The sequence below is a fragment of the Kitasatospora sp. NPDC093550 genome, from assembly GCF_044764985.1.
Taxonomy (GTDB): Bacteria; Actinomycetota; Actinomycetes; order Streptomycetales; family Streptomycetaceae; genus Kitasatospora.
Genome location: NZ_JBIWJF010000035.1, coordinates 1 through 21595, shown reverse-complemented (window position 1 = coordinate 21595; position 21595 = coordinate 1). Strand labels below are relative to the sequence as shown.

At 71.4% G+C, this 21595-nt stretch carries 15 protein-coding genes; 7 read left to right on the top strand and 8 right to left on the bottom strand.

The features are described 5' to 3' along the window. The first annotated feature begins 129 nt into the window (after positions 1-129). The 7 genes from ACIRD3_RS35265 to ACIRD3_RS35235 all read left to right on the top strand — a co-directional run bounded on the left by ACIRD3_RS35265 (position 130) and on the right by ACIRD3_RS35235 (position 8188). The gene (locus ACIRD3_RS35265) at positions 130-1221 is read left to right on the top strand and encodes a hypothetical protein (protein ID WP_402224791.1); all 1092 of its coding nucleotides are present in this window, start codon (positions 130-132) and stop codon (positions 1219-1221) included. Then, complete coding sequence (locus ACIRD3_RS35260; protein WP_402224789.1) at positions 1218-2870, top strand: VWA domain-containing protein; 1653 nt, start codon at positions 1218-1220, stop codon at positions 2868-2870. The genes ACIRD3_RS35265 and ACIRD3_RS35260 overlap by 4 nt, the downstream gene beginning before the upstream one ends. Then, entirely contained in the window at positions 2857-3372 is a 516-nt protein-coding gene (locus ACIRD3_RS35255) for a hypothetical protein (RefSeq protein ID WP_402224787.1), read from the top strand. Before ACIRD3_RS35260 ends, ACIRD3_RS35255 begins: the two co-directional genes overlap by 14 nt. A gap of 288 nt (positions 3373-3660) precedes the next feature. Then, positions 3661-5493, top strand: a complete 1833-nt coding sequence (locus tag ACIRD3_RS35250) for a bifunctional metallophosphatase/5'-nucleotidase (RefSeq protein ID WP_402224785.1) — start codon at positions 3661-3663, stop codon at positions 5491-5493. A gap of 82 nt (positions 5494-5575) precedes the next feature. Next, positions 5576-6130, top strand: a complete 555-nt coding sequence (locus ACIRD3_RS35245; protein ID WP_402224783.1) for a Uma2 family endonuclease — start codon at positions 5576-5578, stop codon at positions 6128-6130. Positions 6131-6268: 138 nt separating this feature from the next. After that, positions 6269-7195: an NADP-dependent oxidoreductase gene (locus tag ACIRD3_RS35240; protein WP_402224780.1), complete on the top strand. Its 927-nt coding sequence runs from the start codon at positions 6269-6271 to the stop codon at positions 7193-7195. A gap of 48 nt (positions 7196-7243) precedes the next feature. Next, complete coding sequence (locus tag ACIRD3_RS35235; protein WP_402224777.1) at positions 7244-8188, top strand: AraC family transcriptional regulator; 945 nt, start codon at positions 7244-7246, stop codon at positions 8186-8188. A gap of 37 nt (positions 8189-8225) precedes the next feature. Here the strand turns inward: ACIRD3_RS35235 and ACIRD3_RS35230 are convergent, their stop codons facing one another. The 8 genes from ACIRD3_RS35230 to ACIRD3_RS35195 all read right to left on the bottom strand — a co-directional run bounded on the left by ACIRD3_RS35230 (position 8226) and on the right by ACIRD3_RS35195 (position 20930). Beyond that, positions 8226-9683, bottom strand: coding sequence for an aldehyde dehydrogenase family protein (locus ACIRD3_RS35230; RefSeq protein ID WP_402224883.1), 1458 nt, complete (start codon positions 9681-9683; stop codon positions 8226-8228). A 49-nt stretch (positions 9684-9732) separates the two neighbouring features. Further along, positions 9733-10599, bottom strand: coding sequence for a helix-turn-helix domain-containing protein (locus ACIRD3_RS35225; protein WP_402224775.1), 867 nt, complete (start codon positions 10597-10599; stop codon positions 9733-9735). Positions 10600-11101: 502 nt separating this feature from the next. Beyond that, on the bottom strand, positions 11102-12562 hold the full coding sequence (locus ACIRD3_RS35220) for a glutamate synthase subunit beta (RefSeq protein WP_402224774.1): 1461 nt from the start codon (positions 12560-12562) through the stop codon (positions 11102-11104). Continuing rightward, the gene (gene gltB, locus ACIRD3_RS35215; RefSeq protein ID WP_402224880.1) at positions 12555-17147 is read right to left on the bottom strand and encodes a glutamate synthase large subunit; all 4593 of its coding nucleotides are present in this window, start codon (positions 17145-17147) and stop codon (positions 12555-12557) included. The genes ACIRD3_RS35220 and gltB overlap by 8 nt, the downstream gene beginning before the upstream one ends. Before the next feature lie 420 nt (positions 17148-17567). Then, positions 17568-18305 (bottom strand): VIT1/CCC1 transporter family protein, encoded by a 738-nt coding sequence (locus ACIRD3_RS35210; RefSeq protein WP_402224771.1) that lies wholly within the window; start codon positions 18303-18305, stop codon positions 17568-17570. Positions 18306-18453: 148 nt separating this feature from the next. Next, positions 18454-19383 (bottom strand): prolipoprotein diacylglyceryl transferase, encoded by a 930-nt coding sequence (gene lgt / locus ACIRD3_RS35205; RefSeq protein ID WP_402224769.1) that lies wholly within the window; start codon positions 19381-19383, stop codon positions 18454-18456. A gap of 120 nt (positions 19384-19503) precedes the next feature. Then, positions 19504-20367, bottom strand: a complete 864-nt coding sequence (locus ACIRD3_RS35200) for a DsbA family protein (RefSeq protein ID WP_402224768.1) — start codon at positions 20365-20367, stop codon at positions 19504-19506. A gap of 53 nt (positions 20368-20420) precedes the next feature. Next, on the bottom strand, positions 20421-20930 hold the full coding sequence (locus tag ACIRD3_RS35195; RefSeq protein ID WP_402224765.1) for a MauE/DoxX family redox-associated membrane protein: 510 nt from the start codon (positions 20928-20930) through the stop codon (positions 20421-20423). Between the last annotated feature and the right edge of the window lie 665 nt (positions 20931-21595).

Genomic DNA, 21595 nt, shown 5'->3' with positions numbered 1-21595 from the left:
GCTTCCGCGTCCGCTCCCCGCCCGGCGGGACGCTCGTCACCCCCGGGTGACGAGCCGGGGATTCCGGGCAACCACCCGGACGACGTAGCGGTCGCGGCCGAAGTCGCGTACGAGGGGGAGGCGTTCGGCATGAAACGGGCTCTGGGGGTGGTGGCGGCGCTGGCGCTGTTGGGCGGGGTGGCCTTCGCGCTGATCCCCGACGGCACGAAGGACCCCGATCCGGTGACGGTCTCCGGCCTGATCGGTTCGGAGAAGCGTGATTTCTTCGACGACCCCGCCGTCAAAGCCGAGTTGAAGAAGAACGGCCTGGTGGTCCGGGCGGATTCGACCGGTTCCTGGACGATGAGCGAGCAGGCGAAGAGCACCCCGTCGCTGGACTTCGCCTTCCCCGCGAGTGCCGCGCCGGCCCGGGAGATCCAGCGCAACTGGCAGCTGAAGGACTCTCCGCTGGTGCCGTTCTACTCGCCGCTGGTGATCGTGACGCACGAGCCGGCGGCGCGGGTCCTGGCGCAGGGCAAGCTGGCGCAGGAGGACCCCACGAGCCACATGTGGACGTTCCGGATGGACGCGTACGCGGCCGCGCTGAAGGAGGGCCGGAAGTGGACCGACCTGCCGGGCGCCGCCGAGCGCCCGGAGCTGGCCGGGCCGCTGTTCGTGTCCACGACGGATCCGGAGACCTCGTCGTCGGGCGCGCTGTACCTGGCCCTGCTCTCCTACGTCGCGGGCAACGACCAGGTGGTGCAGGACGACGCCGGGGTCAACGCCGTACGGCCGCTGCTGGGCACCGCCAACCGTCTCCAGGGCATGCAGAAGATCAGCAGCGACGAGCCGTTCCGGGACTTCTTCGCGGGCGTCGGCACCATGGTCTTCGCCTACGAGTCGCAGGCCGCCGCGCTGCCGCTGCGGCACAAGGACACCGGCGACATGGTGGTGATGTACCCGGACACCACCATCCAGTCCGACCACACCCTGGTGGCCCGTACGGACAACGGCCGCAAGCTGGCCGACCTGCTGGAGAACGACCCGGTGCTGCGCGCCCTGGAGGCCGGGTACGGCCTGCGGCCGCAGGCCGACCAGGACGCCTTCTGGCGCCTGATGCAGGACAAGACGCCGAAGTTCGCGCGTGACCTGAGGACCGCGGGGTTCAAGCAGGCCACGCTGCCGTCGCTGGACAACCTCAACAAGCTGATCGACGCGGCGAAGGGCGGGACCCCGAAGTGAACCTCCGGACGAAGCGCCGCGGCGGGCTCACCGCCGCCCTGGCGGCCGTGCTGGCCGCGGTGACCGCCTGCACCTCCTCCGGCGGCGATGCCGGCCCGAAGCCGACCGACCCGCCCGCCGAGACCGCCCGGCCGGGCGTGCTGCGCGTCCTGGCGGGCAGTGAACTGCAGGACCTGGCACCGGTGCTGGAGGAGGCCCGGAAGGCCACCGGGGTGACGGTGCAGTTCGCCTGGACGGGCACCCTGGACGGCGCGGACGCGGTGTCCGCGGGCCGGGCCGACGGCAAGTACGACGCGGTCTGGTTCCCGTCCAACCAGTACCTGCGGCTGGACCCGGCCGGGAAGTCCAAGGTGCTGTCCGAGACCCCGGTGATGGTCTCACCGGTGGCGGTCGGGGTGCGTTCCTCGGTGCTCGGCGAGCTGGGTTGGGGGGACGGCTCGAAGGTCACCTGGGCGCAGGTCGGTGACGCGGCCGCGGCCGGCAGGCTGACGTACGGGATGGCCGATCCCTCGCGGTCCAACTCCGGCTTCTCGACGCTGGTGGCGGTCGCCGCGGCGTTCTCCAAGGCGGACGGGGCGCTGGCCGAGGCGGACGTGCAGAAGGCGGCGCCGCAGCTGAAGCAGTTCTTCACCGGCCAGAAGCTGACGTCCGGCTCCTCGGGCTGGCTGGCCCAGGCGTACTCCCGCTCGGAGTCGGGCCTGGTGGGCGCGCTGGTGAACTACGAGTCGGTGCTGCTGTCGCTGAACAAGACGCTGCCGCCGCAGCAGCAGCTGACGGTGGTGCGCCCGCTGGACGGGGTGGTGTCGGCGGACTATCCGCTGTCGCTGCTGTCCTCGGCGGCGCCGGACCAGCGCGACGCCTTCCAGCGGCTGACCTCGTACCTGCTCAAGGAGGACGTGCAGAAACGCATCTCCGAGACGACGCTGCGCCGCCCCGCGACGGTGGGCGTGGCCCCGGCCGCCGGGCTGCCGACGGACCGCCGCCGGGAGCTGCCGTTCCCGGGCACCCGGGCGGTCGCGGACGGCCTGCTGGCCTCGTACCAGAACGACCTGCGCCGCCCGTCCCGGACGGTGTACGTGCTGGACACCTCGGGCTCGATGGAGGGTTCGCGGATCGCGGCGCTGAAGAGCGCGCTGGGCCGGCTGACGGGGGCGGACGACACCCGCGGGGTGCGCCGCTTCCGCAACCGCGAGGAGGTCACCCTGGTGTCCTTCGCGTCCTCGGTGAAGTGGTCCAAGACGCACGTGGTGCCGGCCACCGGCAGCCAGCCCGGTCCGCAGCAGGAGCTGGCGGCGATCAACGCGGACGTGCAGTCGCTGGCGGCCTCGGGCGGCACGGCGGTGTACGGCTCGCTGGAGGAGGCGTACCGGGTGATCGAGCGCCAGCAGGCCGCGGCGAACGACGACCGGTTCACCTCGATCGTGCTGATGACGGACGGGGAGAGCAACTCCGGTCCGACGGACGGCGACTTCAAGCGCTTCCACGACGGGCTGCCGGCCTGGGAGAAGTCGATCCCGGTGTTCCCGATCAGGTTCGGCGAGGCGGCGGTGTCCCAGCTGCAGGGGATCGCGGACGTCACCGGCGGCAAGCTGTTCGACGGTTCGGGCTCGCTGGACGGGGCGTTCGAGGAGATCCGTGGCTACCAGTGAGGCCGAGGCCGGGTTCGGCCGCAGGGCCCTGCGGTACCTGGAGTCGGGCAAGAACCTGGTCGGCTGCGCGGGTGGCGCAATCGGCCTGGGGCTGCACTTCGCCGGGCTCGGCGGGGCCTGGTGGCCGGGCGTGGTGGCCGGGCTGTACGGGGCGGGTGCGCTGCTGACGCCCGGCCGCACGGCCGAGCCGGACCCGTCCCCGGCCCCTCCTCCGCCGCCGGCCCCGGAGCCCCCGGAGCCGCGGCCCGAGCTGGACCAGCTGGCCGCGTACCTGGACTCGGTGTCCCCGCCCCCCGCCGCCGGCGTGGACGCGCTGATGGCCGCGCTGCGCGAGGCCGGCCCGAGCCCGGTGGCGGAGCGGATCATCCGGCACCGGCTGCCGCTCGCGGTGGCCGGCTACCTGCGGGCGCGGGCCTGGCAGCCGTGGGCGGGGCCGGGCGCCCCGGATCCGGCGGAGGAACTGGGCCGGGAGGTCGGCCTGCTGGCCGCCGAACTGGCCTGACCCCGGGACGCGAGGCCGGCCGCCCGCCGCCGAACCGGCCTGCCCGGGGCGGAAGCCCAGGTCAGGCCGGTGGGCGACGACATAGCACCCCCGTCCCCGCCCGTCGCCGTCACGAACGAGTCGCCAAGATCTCACCTCTTGGACAGGTCCGGGGACTATCCAGCGACCCGGCCCGCACGGCAGACTTCTACGCGCGTCCTTCTACGCGCGTCGACGCGTGGACGCACGCCTGATCACGTAACCAAGTTGACGGACGATCTGCCGTCGCCCCCACTCGGAGAGTCATCCATGCCCCTGAACCGCCGTGACTTCGTCACCCGGTCCGCCGCCACCGCCGCCGGCGCCGCCCTGGCGAGCGGTGCCGCCGTGGCCGCCGCCCCCTCCGCCGCGGCCGCCGAGCCGGACACGGCGGCCGCCAAGGGCCAGCACAAGCCGCGCAAGCAGTCCTTCACCGTCATGGGCACCACCGACCTGCACGGCCGGGTGCTCAACTGGGACTACTTCACGGACGCCGAGTACGTCGACAAGGCGCACAACGCGGTCGGCCTCGCCAAGATCTCCACCCTGGCCAACCAGGTGCGCGAGGAGAAGGGCTGGAACCGCTGCCTGCTGATCGACTCCGGTGACATCATCCAGGGCACCCAGCTGACCTACTACTACGCCCGGATCGAGCCGATCGCCACCGACGGCGACACCGTGCCGGACCACCCGATGGCCGTCGCCATGAACCTCATGGAGTACGACGCCGCCGCGCTCGGCAACCACGAGTTCAACTACGGCATCCCGACCGTGAAGGCCTTCGAGGACCAGCTGGAGTTCCCGCTGCTCGGCGCCAACGCGCTGCACGCGAAGAACGAGAAGCCGGCCTTCCCGCCGTACGTGATCAAGGAGCTGCATCTCGGCGAGGGCAAGCCGCTGAAGGTCGGCATCCTGGGCCTCACCAACCCGGGCATCGCCATCTGGGACAAGGCCAACGTCAGCGGGAAGATGGTCTTCCCGGGCATCGTGGAGACCGCCGCGAAGTACGTGCCGCGGATGAAGGCGGCGGGCGCGGACGTCATCGTGGTCTCGGCGCACTCCGGCATCGACGAGGCGACCACCTACGGCGACCAGCTGCCCTGGCCCGAGGACGCCTCCGGCGAGATGGCGGAGACCGTCCCGGACATCGACGCGGTGCTGGTGGGCCACACCCACAAGGAGGTGCCGCAGCGGCTGATCGTCAACAAGAAGACCGGCAAGACCGTCGTGCTCTCCGAGCCGCTCTGCTGGGGCCAGCGCCTGAGCTGCTTCGACTTCGAGGTCGAGCTCGCCGACGGCGCCTGGAAGGTCACCTCGGTCTCCTCGCGGGTGCTGAACTCCAACACCGTGCCGGAGAACCCGGAGATCACCAACGCGATCACCGAGCAGCACAAGAAGGTCGTCGCGTACGTCAACCAGAACATCGGCACCAGCAAGATCGAGCTGTCGATCGCCGAGTCCCGCTTCAAGGCCACCCCGATCATCGACCTGATCGGCAGGGTCCAGGCCGACGCCGTCAAGGCCGCGCTGGCCGGCGGCCAGTACGCCAACCTGCCGGTGCTCGCCCAGGCCGCCCCGTTCAACCGCACCGCCGTGATCCCGGCCGGCCAGGTCAAGCTGCGCGACGCCGCGGGCCTCTACATCTACGAGAACACCCTGGAGGCCCGCATCCTGACGGGCGCCCAGCTCAAGGACTACCTGGAGTTCTCGGCGAAGTACTACAACCAGCTCGCCCCGGGCGCCCCGGTCGACAAGGACGCCCTGACCGGCGCCGAGGCCACCCCGGACTACAACTACGACTCGGTCTACGGCCTGAGCTACGACATCGACATCGCCCAGCCGAAGGGCCAGCGGATCATCAACCTGTCCTTCCAGGGCAAGCCGATCGACCCCGCCGCCCAGTTCGTCCTGGCCGTCAACAACTACCGCGCCAACGGCGGCGGCAACTTCCCGCACGTCGCCAAGGCCAAGCTGGTCTGGTCGAACTCCGACGAGATCCGCAACACCATGATCGCCTGGGTGAAGGCCAAGGGCGTCCTGGACCCGGCCGACTTCTTCACCGACTCCTGGCGCCTCGTCCGCGCCGGCCAGCCGGTCTTCTGACCCGCCCGACTCCCCCCGAGGCGCCGCCGGGCCCCCGCCCGGCGGCGCCTCGCCGCGTCCGGGGCGGTGGCATGATGGCCGCATGATCGAGTCCGATCACCGCGTCCTCGCGTACGCACGCACCCTGGCCCCGCCATCGGGCTGGAAGGTCGAAGTCTCCGGCCGCACGATCATCGTCACGGCGCCCCCACCGACCGATCACGCGGGTAATCTCCGGATCGTCCGACGGCAGTTCGACGCGCACCGTCCCCCAGAGCTGATGCCGAGCGAGAACACCGACCTCGCCTCCCCGACCGTCGGCAAGCTACGCAACCCCGACCTCACTTATGTTCCGCTCTCGGTCCTCGAATCCGGCGGCAACGAGGTGCCCGCCGAGCAGGCGGCCATCGCGGTGGAGATCGTCTCCCCGTCCAACCCGGAGAACGACCTGGTCGGCAAGGTCCGCGACTACCCGCTGATGGACATCCCGCTGTACCTGGTGATCGACCCGCGCACGGGCGGCATCACGCTCTACTCCGACCCCTCCCCCACCGGCTACCACCGGCAGTGGAACGGCAAGTTCGGCGACCGCGTCCCGGTTCCCGCCCCCTTCGACTTCGAGCTCACCACCGACACCCTGCTCCGCTATCCGGCCTGACTCGCTCTCCCCGCGAGACGATCGGACATCTGACGGAGACTGGAGGATATTCATCGGCTCGCCCGCTCTCCCTATCGTTGAGCACATCGAGAACGGCCCCACGGGGGGCCGGGGTTGACCGGAGTGGGAGTGAGTGCGATGCGTGCGATCGTTCAGCGCGAGGTCGGCGGGCCCGAGGTCCTGGAGGTCGCCGAGGTCGAGCGCCCCCGGCTGCGGAGCGGCGAGGTGCTGGTGCGGGTGAAGGCCGCCGGGGTCAACCCGGTGGACGTGGCGGTGCGGGCGGGCCTGTTCCCGCTGCTGGGCGAGCCGCCCTTCACGGTGGGCTGGGACGTCTCCGGGATCGTGGCGGAGGCCGCGCCGGACGCCCGGTACCGGGTGGGCGAGGAGGTGTACGGGATGCCGTTCTTCCCGCGGGCCGCGAACGCCTATGCCGAGTACGTGGCCGCGCCCTCGCACCAGCTGGCCCGCAAGCCCGCCTCGCTGGACCACACCGCGGCCGCCGCCCTGCCGCTCGCGGCGCTGACGGCCTGGCAGGGCCTGGTGGACGCGGCGAAGGTGGACGAGGGGCAGCGGGTGCTGATCCACCGGGCGGCGGGGGGCGTCGGCCACCTCGCCGTACAGATCGCCAAGGCCCGCGGCGCACACGTGATCGCGCTGGCCAGCGAGCCCAAGCACGCCTTCCTGAAGGAGATCGGCGCCGACGAGGTCATCGACTACCGCACCACCGACTACACGCGGGCGGTCCAGGAGGTCGACGTCGTCTTCGACTCCTCCTCCGAGAACACCCGCGCGCTCGAGGTGCTGAAGCCGGGTGGCGTCCTGGTGAGCATCATGGAGCACCGCGACCGGGAGCTCGCCGCCGCGGTCGAGGCCGCCGGCCGTCGCTTCGCGGGCGTCTCGGTCGAGCCGGACCACCCCGCGCTGGAAGCGATCGCCGCCCTGGTGGACGAGGGCCGGATCCGCCCGCACGTCGCGCGGGCCTTCCCGCTGGCCGAGGCCGGCCGGGCGCACGAGCTGGTCGGCTCCGGTACCGTCCAGGGCAAGGTCGTCCTCACCGTCGACTGAGGACCGAGGACCGAGAGACAGACCGAAGGCACCCAAGGGGGACGGGCGTTGGACATCCTGACCGAGGCGCTGGGCTCGATGCGGACGGCGTACCCGTCCTCCGTCCGCACCGAGGGCCGCGCGCCCTGGGCACTGCGCCTGCCCCCGGTGCTCGGCGCCGGCTTCCACGTGGTGCTGTACGGGACCTGCTGGCTGATCCCGCTGGGCTCGGGCCCCGAACCCGCGCGGCAGGGGCCGATGGCGCTCAGCCCGGGCGACGTCGTCTTCCTGCGGGACGGCCGGGGCCACGTCCTGGCCGACCACCCCGACACGCCCCCGGTGGACGCCCGGCAGTGCGTGAAGGACTCCGCCCCGCCGATCGGCACCGTGTCGCTGGGCGGCGACGGCGCCCGCACCAGCCTGCTGTGCGGCAACTACCACCTGGACCAGGGCCGTCCGCACCCGATGGTCCGCCAGCTGCCGGCCCTGATCCACCTGCCGACCCGGCACGGTCGCCACCCCGAACTGGCCGCCGCCGTGCAGCTGTTGGGCTCCGAGCTGGAGAACCCCCGGATCGGCTCCACCGGTATCGTCCCGGCGCTGATCGACTCGCTGCTGCTGTACATCCTGCGGGCCTGGTTCGAGGACCAGCCCGCCGCGACGGCGGCCGGCTGGGCGGCGGCGCTCCGGGACGCCGCCGTGGCCCCGGCCCTGGTGGCGATCCACGAGGCGCCGGCCACCCCGTGGACGGTGGAGTCGCTGGCCGACCGGGCGGGCCTGTCCCGGGCCGCCTTCGCCCGCCGCTTCACCACGATGGTGGGCGAGCCGCCGATGGCGTACCTGACCCGCTGGCGGATGACCACGGCGGCCCGGCTGCTGCGCGAGTCGGAGGCGCCGCTGACCTCGGTCGCGGCGCAGACCGGCTACGGCTCCGAGTACGCCTTCGCGAAGGCGTTCAAGCGGGAGTTCGGCCAGGCCCCCGGCGGCTACCGCCGGGAGGCCCGCGCCGCCTGAACGTCCGCCGCCTGAGCGTCCCCCACCGGCAAGGGGATCAGAACGGGAACGCCGCCCGCCCGTGCTGCACCGAGATCCACTTCAGCGTGGTGAAGGCGTCCACGGTGGACTCCCCGTTGAGCCGCCCGACGCCGGAGTTCTTCTCCCCGCCGAACGGCACCCCCGGCTCGTCCGCGATGGTCCCGCCGTTGACGTGGATCATGCCGGTCTCGATCCGCTGGGCGAGCCGCACCCCGCGCTCGACGTCCGCGGTGTGCACCGCCCCGCTGAGCCCGAACGGCGTGGCGTTGGCGAGCCGTACGGCCTCCTCCTCGCCGTCGAAGGGCACCACCAGCACCACCGGGCCGAACAGTTCACGCTGCAGGATCGGCGCGTCCTCGGCGAGGCCGGTGAGCACGGTGGGCGCCATCAGGCTGCCGGTGGTGGTGCCGCGCAGCAGCGCGGTGGCACCGGCGGCGACCGCCTGGTCGACCTGGGTGGTGAGGGCGTCGGCCTGGACGGAGTTGATCAGCGGGCCGATGTGGGTGGCCGGGTCCTTCGGGTCGCCGACGGTGAGCGAGGCGATCTTGGCGACGAACTTCTCGGTGAACTCGGCCTCGACGCTCCGGTCCACCAGCACGCGGTTGGCGGACATGCAGACCTGGCCCTGGTGGACGAAGCGGCTGAACACGGCCGCGTCCACGGCGTAGTCGAGGTCGGCGTCGTCCAGCACGATCAGCGCGCTGTTGCCGCCGAGCTCCAGGACCGACCGCTTGAAGTGCGCGGCGGCGACGGTGCCGACGTGCCGGCCGACCTTGTCGGAGCCGGTGAAGGAGATCACCTTGGGCACCGGGTGCTCGATGAAGCTGTCGCCGATCTCGGCGATGTCGGTGATCACCACGTTCAGCACGCCGGGCGGCAGGCCGGCGTCCTCGAAGATCTTCGCGATCAGGCCGCCGCCGACCACCGGGGTCTCCTGGTGCGGCTTGAGGACCACGCCGTTGCCGAGGGCGAGCGCCGGGGCGACCGCCTTGAGCGCCAGGAACAGCGGGAAGTTGAACGGGCTGATCACGCCGACCACGCCGACCGGGAGCCGGTAGAGCCGGTTCTCCTTGCCGGGGGCGGGCGAGGGCAGCAGTCGGCCCTCGGCGGCCACCGCCAGGTGCAGGCACTCCCGCAGCACGTCCTTGACCAGGGAGAGTTCGAAGCCCGCCTTCAGCGCGGTGCCGCCCAGCTCGGCCGTGATCGCCGCGACGATCTGCGGCTCGCGCTCCTCGAACAGGCGCAGCGCGCGCTCGAAGACCAGCCGCCGCCGGTAGGGGTTGGTGGCGGCCCACCCCTTCTGGGCGTGCTCGGCGGCGCGGTAGGCGCGGTCGACCTCGTCGACGGTGGCGACGGTGATGGTGGCGAGTTTCTCGCCGGTGTAGGGGTCGACGTCGACGATGTCCCAGGAGCCGCTGCCGCTGCACCACTCGCCGTCGATGTACTGCAGCGCCAACTCGGAGAAGTACGACATCTGATCCCTCTCATGCACCGACCTGATGAGATGTCATCGTACTGATGTGTCACAGCTCCTGGCGCACCGCGTGCAGCAGTTCGCGGGTCCGCCGCGGGTCCAGGCTGTCGGCGACCAGGTCGGCCATGGCGTGCCGGTACTCGGCGACCTCGGCGGGCTTGTCCAGGTAGAGCGCGGTGGTGAACTGCTCCAGGTAGACGACGTCGGAGAGCTCCGGCTCGGCGAAGCCCAGCACGGTGAAGGCGCCGCTCTCGGCGGACAGCCCGGCGTTGCCGAGGGGCAGCACCTGCAGCCGCACGTTGGGCAGTTCGCCGAGTTCCAGCAGCCGGTCCAGCTGGCCGCGCATCAGCCCGGGCCCGCCCCAGGGGCGGCGCAGCGCGGCCTCGTCCAGCACGGCGACCAACTGCGGCGCGCGCTCGCCGGTGAGCACCGCCTGGCGCTTGAGCCGTACGTCGACCCGGCGCTCGATCTCCTCGGCGCCGTGGTCGTGGCAGCCGGCGGTGACGACGGCCCGGGCGTAGTCGGCGGTCTGCAGCAGCCCGTGGACGAACTGGACCTCGTAGCTGTGGATCTCGGTGGCGGCCTCCTCCAGCCCGAGGTAGTTCTGGAACCAGCCGGGGAGTACGTCGCCGTACTCGTGCCACCAGGAGTTGGCGTTGGCGTCGCGGACGAGCCCGAGGACCGTGGCGCGCTCCTGCTCGGCCTCGACGCCGTAGAGGGTGAGCAGATCGGCGACGTCGCGCTCCTTGAAGCCGACCCGGCCGAGTTCCATGCGGCTGATCTTGGACTCCGAGGCGCGGATCGAGTATCCGGCCTCCTCCCGGCTGACGCCCCTGGCCTCCCGGAGCTTGCGCAGCTGGGTTCCGAGCAGCAGACGTCGAACCGTCGCGCCTCCGCCTGCCTGAGTCGTGCCCATCGAAGTCACCCTCCGCACTCGCGCAGCCCCCCGGCCGTCGGCGGCAGTCTGCCACCTGGCACCGACGAACAACAGCCCGTCCCGCGACGGTTTCCAGCCGCTGTGAGAAGCCTGTGATTCCGCTGGGAACCGACCCTCGGCACACGAACCGCGAAACCCGATGCCCCCGGCCCACCCCGCTCGCGCGCGGCTCCCCCACGCCCGCCTTCCGTGGCGGGAAACACCCCTCCCCGCACGGCCCCGGACCGACCCCCTCCCCGGACGGGCTCCGAAGCCGACCCCCGCCCCTCGCGCCCCTCCCCGAGCGCGACGACACACCACCCCCCGACCAATCCCCCACTCCCCGGCAACCCCCGGAAAACGCGACGGCGCCCGCCCTCCAACTGGTCGGGGAAGAGGGCAGGCGCCAGGAGACCGCGTTGGCCCGGCGACGCTGGCGGGGGCAGCGGGTTGAGCTCCCGGCGATGCGGCGCCGGGGGTTCGGGGTGGGCCGGTCGGACCGTCAGACCACCAGGGGGCGGTCCGTGGGTCGGATCGGGGCGGGAAGCGGGGTCTTGCCGCCCAGGTACTTGTCCACCGCGGCGGCGGCCGAACGGCCTTCCGCGATGGCCCAGACGATCAGCGACTGGCCTCGGCCGGCGTCTCCGCAGACGTACACGCCATCGACATTGGTGGCGAACCGGCCGTCGCGGGCAATGTTACCCCGCGCGTCGAGGTCGACTCCCAGCTGCTCGACGAGCCCGTTCTTCACGTCCGTGCCGGTGAAGCCCATGGCCAGGGTGACCAGCTGGGCCGGGATGGCGCGCTCGGTGCCCGGTACCGGCTCGAACCGGCCGTCCTTGAACTCCACCTCGACCAGGTGCAGTTCCTGGACGTTGCCGTCCTCGTCGCCGGTGAAGCGGGTGGTGTTGACGGAGTAGATCCGCTCGCCGCCCTCCTCGTGGGCGGAGGTGACCTTGTAGGTCATCGGCATGGTGGGCCACGGCTGGTGTCCGGGCCGCTCCTCGCCGGGCCGCGGCATGATCTCCAGCTGGGTCACCGAGAGGGCGCCCTGCCGGTGGGCGGTGCCGACGCAGTCCGCGCCGGTGTCGCCGCCGCCGATGACCACGACGTGCTTGCCCTTGGCGCTGATCGGGGCTTCGACGTAGTCGCCCTCCTGCACCTTGTTGGCCAGCGGCAGGTACTCCATGGCCTGGTGGATGCCGTTGAGCTCGCGCCCGGGCACCGGCAGGTCGCGGGCGGTGGTGGCGCCGGCCGCGACGACGACGGCGTCGAAGCGCTCGCGCAGCTGCTGCCCGGTGATGTCCTCGCCGACGTGCACGCCGGTGCGGAACCGGGTGCCCTCCGCCCGCATCTGCTCGATGCGGCGGTTGATGTGGCGCTTCTCCATCTTGAACTCGGGGATGCCGTAGCGCAGCAGTCCGCCGATGCGGTCGGCCCGCTCGTACACCACGACGGTGTGTCCGGCGCGGGTGAGCTGCTGGGCGACCGCGAGGCCGGCCGGGCCGGAGCCGACGACGGCGACGGTCTTGCCGGAGAGGCGCTCGGGCACCTGCGGGGTGACGCCGCCGCGGTCCCAGGCCTTGTCGATGATGGTGACCTCGACGTTCTTGATGGTCACCGCGTCCTGGTTGATGCCGAGGACGCACGCGGACTCGCACGGCGCCGGGCACAGGCGGCCCGTGAACTCCGGGAAGTTGTTGGTGGCGTGCAGCCGCTCGATCGCGCCGGCCCAGTCGTCCCGGTAGGCGAGGTCGTTCCACTCGGGGATGAGGTTCCCGAGCGGGCAGCCGTTGTGGCAGAACGGGATGCCGCAGTCCATGCAGCGGCCGGCCTGCTTGGTGATGATCGGCAGGAGGCTGCGCTCGACGTAGACCTCGTTCCAGTCCTTGATCCGGACGTCGACCGGGCGGCGCTCCGCCAGCTGCTTGGGCGTGGTCAGGAAGCCCTTGGGGTCAGCCATTAGCCGCCTCCATCATCTTGCGAGTGGTCTCGGTCTCGGAGAGGCCATCGCGCTCAGCGGCGTCCTTGGCGGCGAGCACTGCCTTGTAGTCGGTCGGCATGATCTTGGAGAAGCGGGAGACCCCGCTGCCCCAGTCGGCCAGGAGTTCGGCGGCCACGGTGGAGCCGGTCTCCTCGTAGTGCTGCTGCACGGTCTCGCGCAGCCAGTCGCGGTCGGCGGCGGTGGGGGCTTCGATGCCCACCATGCCGTCGTTGACGTTGGCGGGGCGCAGGTCGAGGACGTACGCGATGCCGCCGGACATGCCGGCCGCGAGGTTGCGTCCGGTCTCGCCGAGGATGACGACCCGGCCGCCGGTCATGTACTCCAGGCCGTGGTCACCGACGCCCTCGACGACCAGGGTGGCGCCGGAGTTGCGGACGGCGAAGCGCTCGCCGGCCTTGCCGCGCAGGTGGATCCGGCCGGAGGTGGCGCCGTAGCCGATGGTGTTGCCGGCGATGACGTGGTTCTGGGCGTCGTTGCCGATGGCCGCGGCCTCGCGGGCGGGGCGGACGACCACGACGCCGCCGGAGAGGCCCTTGCCGACGTAGTCGTTGGCGTCGCCCTCCAGCCGCAGGGTGATCCCCTTCGGCACGAAGGCGCCGAAGGACTGGCCGGCCGAGCCGGTGAAGGTGACGTCGATGGTCCCCTCCGGCAGGCCTTCGCCGCGGTACCGCTTGGTCACCTCGTGGCCGAGCATGGTGCCGACCGTGCGGTTGACGTTGCGGATCGGCAGCTGGATCCGGACGGCCTCGCCGCGCACCAGGGCGTCCTCGGCCAGCTCGATCAGCTGGTTGTCGAGGGCCTTGTCGAGCGCGTGGTCCTGGGTGGTGGTGCAGTGGCGCGCGGCGCCCTCGGGCAGCTCCGGCACGTGGAAGAGCGGGGCCAGGTCGAGCCCGGCGGCCTTCCAGTGGTCGATCGCGGCCTGCGGGTTGATGTGCTCGGCGTGGCCGACGGCCTCCTCGATCGAGCGGAAGCCCAGCGAGGCCAGGATCTCCCGGACCTCCTCGGCGATGAACTCGAAGAAGTTGACGACGAATTCGGGCTTGCCGGAGAAGCGGTCGCGCAGCACCGGGTTCTGGGTGGCGACGCCGACCGGGCAGGTGTCCAGGTGGCAGACGCGCATCATGATGCAGCCGGAGACGACCAGCGGGGCGGTCGCGAAGCCGAACTCCTCGGCGCCGAGCAGCGCGGCGATGACGACGTCGCGGCCGGTCTTCAGCTGCCCGTCGGTCTGCACCACGATGCGGTCGCGCAGCCCGTTCAGCAGCAGCGTCTGCTGGGTCTCGGCGAGGCCGAGCTCCCAGGGGCCGCCGGCGTGCTTGAGCGAGGTGAGCGGCGAGGCACCGGTGCCACCGTCGTGGCCGGAGACCAGCACCACGTCCGCGTGCGCCTTGGACACACCCGCCGCGACCGTCCCGACGCCGACCTCGGAGACCAGCTTCACGTGGATGCGGGCCGCCGGGTTGGCGTTCTTGAGGTCGTGGATCAGCTGCGCCAGGTCCTCGATCGAGTAGATGTCGTGGTGCGGCGGCGGGGAGATCAGGCCGACGCCCGGGGTGGAGTGCCGGGTCTTGGCGACCCAGGGGTACACCTTGTGGCCGGGCAGCTGGCCGCCCTCGCCGGGCTTGGCGCCCTGGGCCATCTTGATCTGGATGTCGTCCGCGTTGACCAGGTACTCGGAGGTGACGCCGAAGCGGCCGGAGGCGACCTGCTTGATCGCCGAGCGGCGCTCCGGGTCGTACAGGCGGTCCGGGTCCTCGCCGCCCTCGCCGGTGTTGGACTTGCCGCCGAGGCGGTTCATCGCGATGGCGAGGGTCTCGTGGGCCTCGCGCGAGATCGAGCCGTACGACATGGCGCCGGTGGAGAAGCGCTTGACGATCTCGGAGACCGGCTCGACCTCCTCGACCGGGATCGCCTCGCGGCCGAGGCCGTCCAGCTGGAAGAGGCCGCGCAGGGTCATCAGGCGGGCGGACTGCTCGTTCACCCGGTCCGTGTACTGCTTGAAGATGTCGTACCGGCGGTTGCGGGTGGCGTGCTGCAGCCGGAAGACGGTGTCCGGGTCGAACAGGTGCGGCTCGCCCTCGCGGCGCCACTGGTACTCGCCACCGATCTCCAGCGCGCGGTGCGCGGCGGGGATGCCGGAGGCGGGGTAGGCCTTGGCGTGCCGGGCGGCGGTCTCCTTGGCGATCTCGTCCAGGCCGATGCCGCCGAGCTTGCTGGTGGTGCCGGCGAAGTAGCCGTCGACCAGGTCCTGCGACAGCCCGATGGCCTCGAAGACCTGGGCGCCGCGGTAGGAGGCGACGGTCGAGATGCCCATCTTGGACATGACCTTGAGCACGCCCTTGCCGAGCGCCTTGATCAGGTTCTTGATGGCCCTCTCGGGCTCGACGCCCTGGATGAAGACGCCCTGCGCGACGAGGTCCTCGACCGACTCCATGGCCAGGTACGGGTTGACAGCGCCGGCGCCGTAACCGATCAGCAGCGCGACGTGGTGCACCTCGCGGACGTCGCCCGCCTCGACCAGCAGCGACACCTGGGTGCGCTGCTTGGTGCGGATCAGGTGGTGGTGGATCGCGGAGGTGAGCAGCAGCGAGGGGATCGGGGCGTGCTCGGCGTCCGAGTGCCGGTCCGACAGGACGATGATCCGCGCGCCGTCGGCGATCGCGGCGTCGGCCTCGGCGGCGATCTCCGCCAGCCGGGAGGCCAGGCCGTCCCCACCGGAGGAGACCTTGTACAGGCCGGACAGCGTGACGGCCTTCAGGCCGGGCTGGTCCCCGTCGGCGTTGATGTGGACGAGCTTGGCCAGCTCGTCGTTGTCGATCACCGGGAAGGTGATGCCGACCGAGCGGCAGGAGGCGGACTCGGCGGCCAGCAGGTTGCCCTCGGGGCCGAGGTTGGAGAGCAGCGAGGTGACGAGCTCCTCGCGGATGGCGTCCAGCGGCGGGTTGGTGACCTGCGCGAAGAGCTGCACGAAGTAGTCGAACAGCAGGCGCGGCTTCTCGCTGAGCGCGGCGATCGGCGAGTCGGTGCCCATCGAACCGAGCGCCTCGGCACCGGTCCTGGCCATCGGCGCCAGGATGACCCGCAGCTCCTCCTCGGTGTAGCCGAAGGTCTGCTGGCGACGGGTGACGGAGGCGTGGGTGTGCGCGATGTGCTCGCGCTCGGGGAGCTTGGCCAGCTGGATCTGCCCGGCGCCGACCCACTCCTCGTAGGGGTGCTCGGCGGCGAGGGCGGACTTGATCTCCTCGTCGTCGACGATGCGGCCCTCGGCGGTGTCGATCAGGAACATCCGGCCGGGCTGCAGGCGGCCCTTCCTGGCGACCTTCTCCTGGTCGAGGTCGAGCACGCCGACCTCGGAGGAGAGCACGACCAGGCCGTCCTCGGTGATCCAGTACCGGGCCGGGCGCAGGCCGTTGCGGTCGAGCACGGCGCCGATCTGGGTGCCGTCGGTGAAGGTGACGCAGGCCGGGCCGTCCCACGGCTCCATGAGGTTGGAGTGGTACTGGTAGAACGCGCGGCGGGCCGGGTCCATGGTGGCGTGGTTCTCCCACGCCTCCGGGATCATCATCAGCACCGAGTGCGGCAGCGAGCGGCCGCCGAGGTGGAGCAGCTCCAGGACCTCGTCGAACGAGGCCGAGTCCGAGTGGTCCGGCGTGCAGATCGGGAAGATCCGCTCCAGACCCCGCCCGTTCCTGTTGGCCGGGATCAGGTCCGTGGCCAGCTGCGACTCCCGCGCCCGCATCCAGTTCCGGTTGCCCTTGACCGTGTTGATCTCGCCGTTGTGCGCGACGAAGCGGTACGGGTGGGCGAGCGGCCAGCTCGGGAAGGTGTTGGTGGAGAACCGCGAGTGCACCAGGCCGATCGCGGACGCGTAGCTGCGGTCCGACAGGTCGGGGAAGAAGGGCTCCAGCTGGCCGGTGGTCAGCATGCCCTTGTAGACGATGGTGCGGGCGGACAGCGAGGGGAAGTACACCCCGGCCTCGCGCTCGGCCCGCTTGCGCACCACGAACGCGACCCGGTCCAGCCCGATGCCGGCCAGTCCCTCCCGCGCCAGGAAGACCTGCCGGAACCGCGGCATCACCGACCGCGCGGTGGCCCCGAGCAGGTCGGGGGTGACCGGGACGTCGCGCCAGCCGAGGACGGTCAGGTCCTCCTCGGCGGCGATGGCCTCGATCTGCGCGACGGCGGCGGCATCCGCCTCGTCCTCGTCCGGCAGGAAGGCGATGCCCACCGCGTAGGCCCCGGCCTCCGGGAGTTCGAAGGAGACCTTCCCGCGCAGGAAGGCGTCCGGGATCTGGGTCAGGATGCCCGCGCCGTCACCGGAGTCCGGCTCGGCGCCGGTGGCGCCCCGGTGCTCCAGGTTGCGCAGGACGGTCAGCGCCTGCTCGACGATGGTGTGGTCGGCGATGCCGGTCAGCGTGGCGACGAAACCGACGCCACAGGCGTCGTGCTCGTTTCGCGGGTCGTACAGGCCCTGAGCAGCAGGTCGCGCATCCGGCACGAGCCCGTACGGCCGGGGGGCCTGGGGCTCGTTGGCGGAGTGCATGGATGCAGACAGCATCGGCTCTCCCGTCGTCGTCTTTCGGCAAGTTGGTGCAAGTAGGGACGACGTTGGCCCTGATGCGATGGTGCGGTTTCGTGCAAGTTACATGATGCCCAGGATCCCGAGAAGCGGAATATCCCGTCCACATGGCGGGACGAGGCGCAGGTCAGGGGGTGTGGGAAGAAGGACGTGCCACAGTGCACGTCCCGACGATTGTGCCCAACCACCCACGGCCTGAAACAGGGGCGAAACCGGATCGCCACACACGCCGATCATGGCGGCCTGCGAATCCATTCCGGGAGCCCGCCCGCGGATGCGAATCCGCGGCTTCGAGGCCCGGATGCTGAGACTAGGCCAGGCATGACACGACGCCCATGTGTGAAACGTCACGCATTGGCCAGCATAATCATGCACAGTTCTGGGTCATCCCACATGCCCTCCGATCAGCCACCCCAGCAGGTAGGTCACCCCGGCCGCGGCCCCGCCCAGCACCAGCTGCCGCAGCCCGCTGAACCACCAGCTGCGCGCCGTCACCCGGGCCACCACGGCGCCGCACAGGAACAGCCCGGCGGCGGCCAGCACCAGCGCGGGCAGCAGCGAGGTCGCGCCCAGCAGGTACGGCAGCAGCGGCAGCAGCGCGCCGAGCGCGAAGCACAGGAACGACGAACCGGCCGCGACCAGCGGCGAGGGCAGGTCCGTGGGGTCGACGCCCAACTCCTCGCGGGCGTGCACCTCCAGCGCCAGCTCCGGGTCGGCGGACAGCTGCCGGGCCACCTCGTGCGCGAGCTCCGGGTCCACCCCCCGCGACACGTACAGCTGCGCCAGCTCGGCCAGCTCGCCGTGCGGGTTGCGGCTCAGCTCCAGCCGCTCGGCCTCGATCTCGGCCTGCACCAGCTCCCGCTGCGAGGCCACCGAGGTGTACTCTCCCGCCGCCATCGAGCAGGCCCCGGCCGCCAGGCCCGCCAGCCCGGTGAGGATCACCGTCCCGTTGGAGACCGCACCGCCGACCACCCCGGTCATCAGCGCGAAGTTGGACACCAGCCCGTCCACCGCGCCGAACACGGCCGGGCGCAGCCAGCCCCCGTTGACGTCCCGGTGGTGGCCGGCCGCGGGTATCCGGGGCTGGTGTCCGGCGTCCGCCTCCAGCGTGATCACACTCATCGTCTCTTCCCCTCCGTCGTGGTTCGTCCGCCTTGACCGTAGCCCCCTTGACCTGGGCATTTCCAGCAAAGTAAGGCTGTCCGAACACGGCTGGGGCCACCCTTCGCAAACCTCGCGAAGGGTGGCCCCAGCCGGAAAAAGCCCCAGGTCAGATCGGGTTCTTGACGTCCTTGTCGGCAACCACCGCATCCGCCTTCTCGTCCGAAGGCCGGGACGGCTTCTCCTCGCCGTCCCCCGTCTCCTCCTCGTGCGCGGCCGGATCGATGCTCGCCGGATCCTCCCGCCCGGGCCGCTTCTTCCCGACGACCACCAGGTACGCCACCGCACCCAGGAACACCACGATGGAGGTCCAGTCGTTCAACCGCAGGCCGAAGTAGACGTGCGCCGGGTCCGTCCGCAGCCACTCGGTCCAGAACCGGCCGACCGTGTACGCGGCCACGTACAGCGCGAAGGCCCGGCCGTGGCCCAGCGTGAACTTCCGGTCCGCCCAGATCACCAGCAGCGCGACGAGCACGCACCACAGCGACTCGTACAGGAAGGTCGGGTGGAACACGCCGTCCACGACGGTGCCGTCCGGCAGCACCTTGTGGATCTTCAGGCCCCACGGCAGCGTGGTGTCCCGGCCGTACAGCTCCTGGTTGAAGTAGTTGCCCCAGCGGCCGATCGCCTGGGCGAGCGCGATGCCCGGCGCGATGGCGTCGGCGTAGGCGGGCAGCGGAACGCCCCGGCGGCGGGCGCCGATCCAGGCGCCGACCGCGCCCAGCGCGATCGCGCCCCAGATCCCGAGGCCGCCCTCCCAGATCTTGAAGGCGTTCCAGGGGTTCCTGCCCTCACCGAAGTACAGCTGGTGGTCGGTGATCACGTGGTACAGGCGGCCGCCGAGCAGGCCGAACGGCACGGCCCACACGGCGATGTCGCCGACCGTGTGCTTGGCACCGCCCCGGGCGACCCAGCGCTTGCTGCCGAGCCAGACGGCGACGACGACACCGAGGATGATGCAGAAGGCGTAGGCGCGCAGCGGGACCGGTCCGAGGTACAGGACGCCCCGCGACGGGCTGGGAATGTAGGCGATATCCATGGCGGTTCCGACGCTACAGGGTCGACGCGTCCCGCCGGACACCCCCGGGGTCACAGAAACCGAACAACAGCGGACGCCGCCCCCTCCGGACGGGGAGGGAGCGGCGTCCGGGTCCGGGGCTCAGCCGGCGTTCGGCGACGGGTTGTTGGACTCCGAGGCGGTGCTGGTCGGCGCCGGCGTCTGCCCGTGCGAGCCCGCCGTACCGGGCTGCTTGCCCTGGTTCGCGGCGTCCACCCACTTCGCCAGGTTCTCCGGGGTGATCTCCTCGTTGCCGTTCTTCGGGTAGATCGGCTGGCCGTTGAGCAGCACGGTCGGGGTGGACTTGTAGCTGGACTTGTCGAAGTCCTGCTGCACCGAGGACACCCATCCGCCGTACTTGTTGTCGTTGACGCAGGCCTCGAACTCGGGGGTGTCGAGACCGTTGACCTGCTTCGACAGGTTGATCAGCACGGCCTTGTTGCCGAAGGCGTCGTTGGTCTCCTCCGGCTGGTTCCGGTAGAGCACGTCGTGGAAGTCCCGGAAGTGCCCGGCGTCCTGGGCGCAGGCCAGCGCGTTGGCGCCGGCCTTGGAGCCCTTGCCCGGCACGGCCCGGTCGATGAACGACACGATGTGGTAGTTGGTGTAGATCTTGCCGGCGTCTTCCAGCTGGTCGACGGTCGGCGAGAACTCCCGCTCGAAGCTGCCGCAGGCGGGGCAGCGCGGGTCCTCGTACACGGTCAGCACGGACGGCGCGTTGCCCGCCCCGACCGGGATGACCAGGTTCTTGTCGCCGATGGTCCCGGCCGGGGCGGCGGTCGGGGTCTCCGGCTTGGAGCGCTCGTTCTGCACCACGACACCGGCGATCACGGCGGCGGCGATCACCACGAGCACGACGCCCCCGACGATCAGCTTCTTCCTGCGCTTGGACGAGGCCTCCTCGGCCGCCCGTTGCTCCAGCATCCGCTCGCGGGCGGTGCGCTTGCCTTCTCGGTTCTTCTCGCTCATTGCCTTGACATCCATCGGGGGCCTTCGTCGGGTGCGGGGATGGGGTACGACGGTCAGCCGGCCAGCCAGCCGTCCACCGAGAACCGGGTACGGGGCCGCCACAGCAGCCACCCGGACAGCAACAGGAACCCGGTGTCGCGCAGGATCTCCTGCAGGTACTCGGTCTTGGACTCGTCGACGTGCCCGCCGCCACCGAAGCAGCCGCAGTCGATCGAGATGCCGCGCGCCCAGGCCGAGGCGATCCCGGCGATGAACACGAGCAGCAGCACCGCGGACACCCCGGCGACCAGCCGGACACCGAGCCCGATCACCAACAGCAGCGCGAGCGCCAGCTCCAGGAACGGCAAGCCGTAACCGATCGGCTTGACCAGGCCCTCGGGCAGGATCTCGTAGGCACGCACGGCCTGGGCGGCCTCCGCCGGATCGGACACCTTCGCCAACCCGGCCCACCCCCACACCACCGCCAGCCCGAGCCGGACGACCGTGCTCAGCCACTCACTCCAGACCGGCACCGGCCGCCCCGCCGTCGGCGTGGGCGCGGAGCCACCGGGCCGCGCGGCCATCAGGGAACCCCCCTCGGGAAACTCGTTCACTCCCTGATGAACCGTAGGGGATGAAGGCCGGTTCCTCCGTATTCAGGAATTAAGCCGGATGAGTGACATTCAGCCCGAATGATCCGAACACGTGCCCCTCACCGACACCCCGACATCCGCCCCGGATCGAACAACTCCGGCCGCCCCTCGTGCTGCGCGTCCCACCTCGCCGCCTCCGCACACGCGACCGCCTCCCGCTCCGCCCGCTCCGCCCCCCGCTTGGCCAACGCCTGCCCCACCTCCGCATGCGCCCCGACCGCAGCCCCCAACGCCAGCGCGGCCGCCGCCGCCCGCAACAGAACGGCCAGATGAAGACCCCGCACCGGCTCACCCCTTCACTAGCCCCGCAACCCCCGCGCACGTCGTTCGTGCACTCGTCCCTCCACTCAACGCCCGTCAACCCCGCCTGATGCGTGTCGCCACCCCTCTTCACCCATTCGGGGCCACCCCCGAGTCAACCCACCACCATCACCCACCCCCAACACCCCACCCACCCCCAACACCCCACCCACCTCCCTCCCCCCCCTCCTCACCCGCCCCAGCGAGAGGGACGCGCTGCGGAAGGGGCGGCGCAGGGGGTGGCCCGGAGAGGGGCGTTGCGGGTGATTTTCAGACTGCCAACGGCGCCCAACCCC

What these genes read in the sequence shown, in the direction of transcription:
- ACIRD3_RS35265 (WP_402224791.1), top strand. Translation starts at nt 130, where the DNA reads ATGAAACGGGCTCTGGGGGTGGTGGCGGCGCTGGCGCTGTTGGGCGGG.
- ACIRD3_RS35250 (WP_402224785.1), top strand. Translation starts at nt 3,661, where the DNA reads ATGCCCCTGAACCGCCGTGACTTCGTCACCCGGTCCGCCGCCACCGCC.
- ACIRD3_RS35245 (WP_402224783.1), top strand. Translation starts at nt 5,576, where the DNA reads ATGATCGAGTCCGATCACCGCGTCCTCGCGTACGCACGCACCCTGGCC.
- ACIRD3_RS35240 (WP_402224780.1), top strand. Translation starts at nt 6,269, where the DNA reads ATGCGTGCGATCGTTCAGCGCGAGGTCGGCGGGCCCGAGGTCCTGGAG.
- ACIRD3_RS35230 (WP_402224883.1), bottom strand. Translation starts at nt 9,683, where the DNA reads ATGTCGTACTTCTCCGAGTTGGCGCTGCAGTACATCGACGGCGAGTGG.
- ACIRD3_RS35225 (WP_402224775.1), bottom strand. Translation starts at nt 10,599, where the DNA reads ATGGGCACGACTCAGGCAGGCGGAGGCGCGACGGTTCGACGTCTGCTG.
- ACIRD3_RS35220 (WP_402224774.1), bottom strand. Translation starts at nt 12,562, where the DNA reads ATGGCTGACCCCAAGGGCTTCCTGACCACGCCCAAGCAGCTGGCGGAG.
- gltB (WP_402224880.1), bottom strand. Translation starts at nt 17,147, where the DNA reads ATGCACTCCGCCAACGAGCCCCAGGCCCCCCGGCCGTACGGGCTCGTG.
- ACIRD3_RS35210 (WP_402224771.1), bottom strand. Translation starts at nt 18,305, where the DNA reads ATGAGTGTGATCACGCTGGAGGCGGACGCCGGACACCAGCCCCGGATA.
- lgt (WP_402224769.1), bottom strand. Translation starts at nt 19,383, where the DNA reads ATGGATATCGCCTACATTCCCAGCCCGTCGCGGGGCGTCCTGTACCTC.
- ACIRD3_RS35200 (WP_402224768.1), bottom strand. Translation starts at nt 20,367, where the DNA reads ATGAGCGAGAAGAACCGAGAAGGCAAGCGCACCGCCCGCGAGCGGATG.
- ACIRD3_RS35195 (WP_402224765.1), bottom strand. Translation starts at nt 20,930, where the DNA reads ATGGCCGCGCGGCCCGGTGGCTCCGCGCCCACGCCGACGGCGGGGCGG.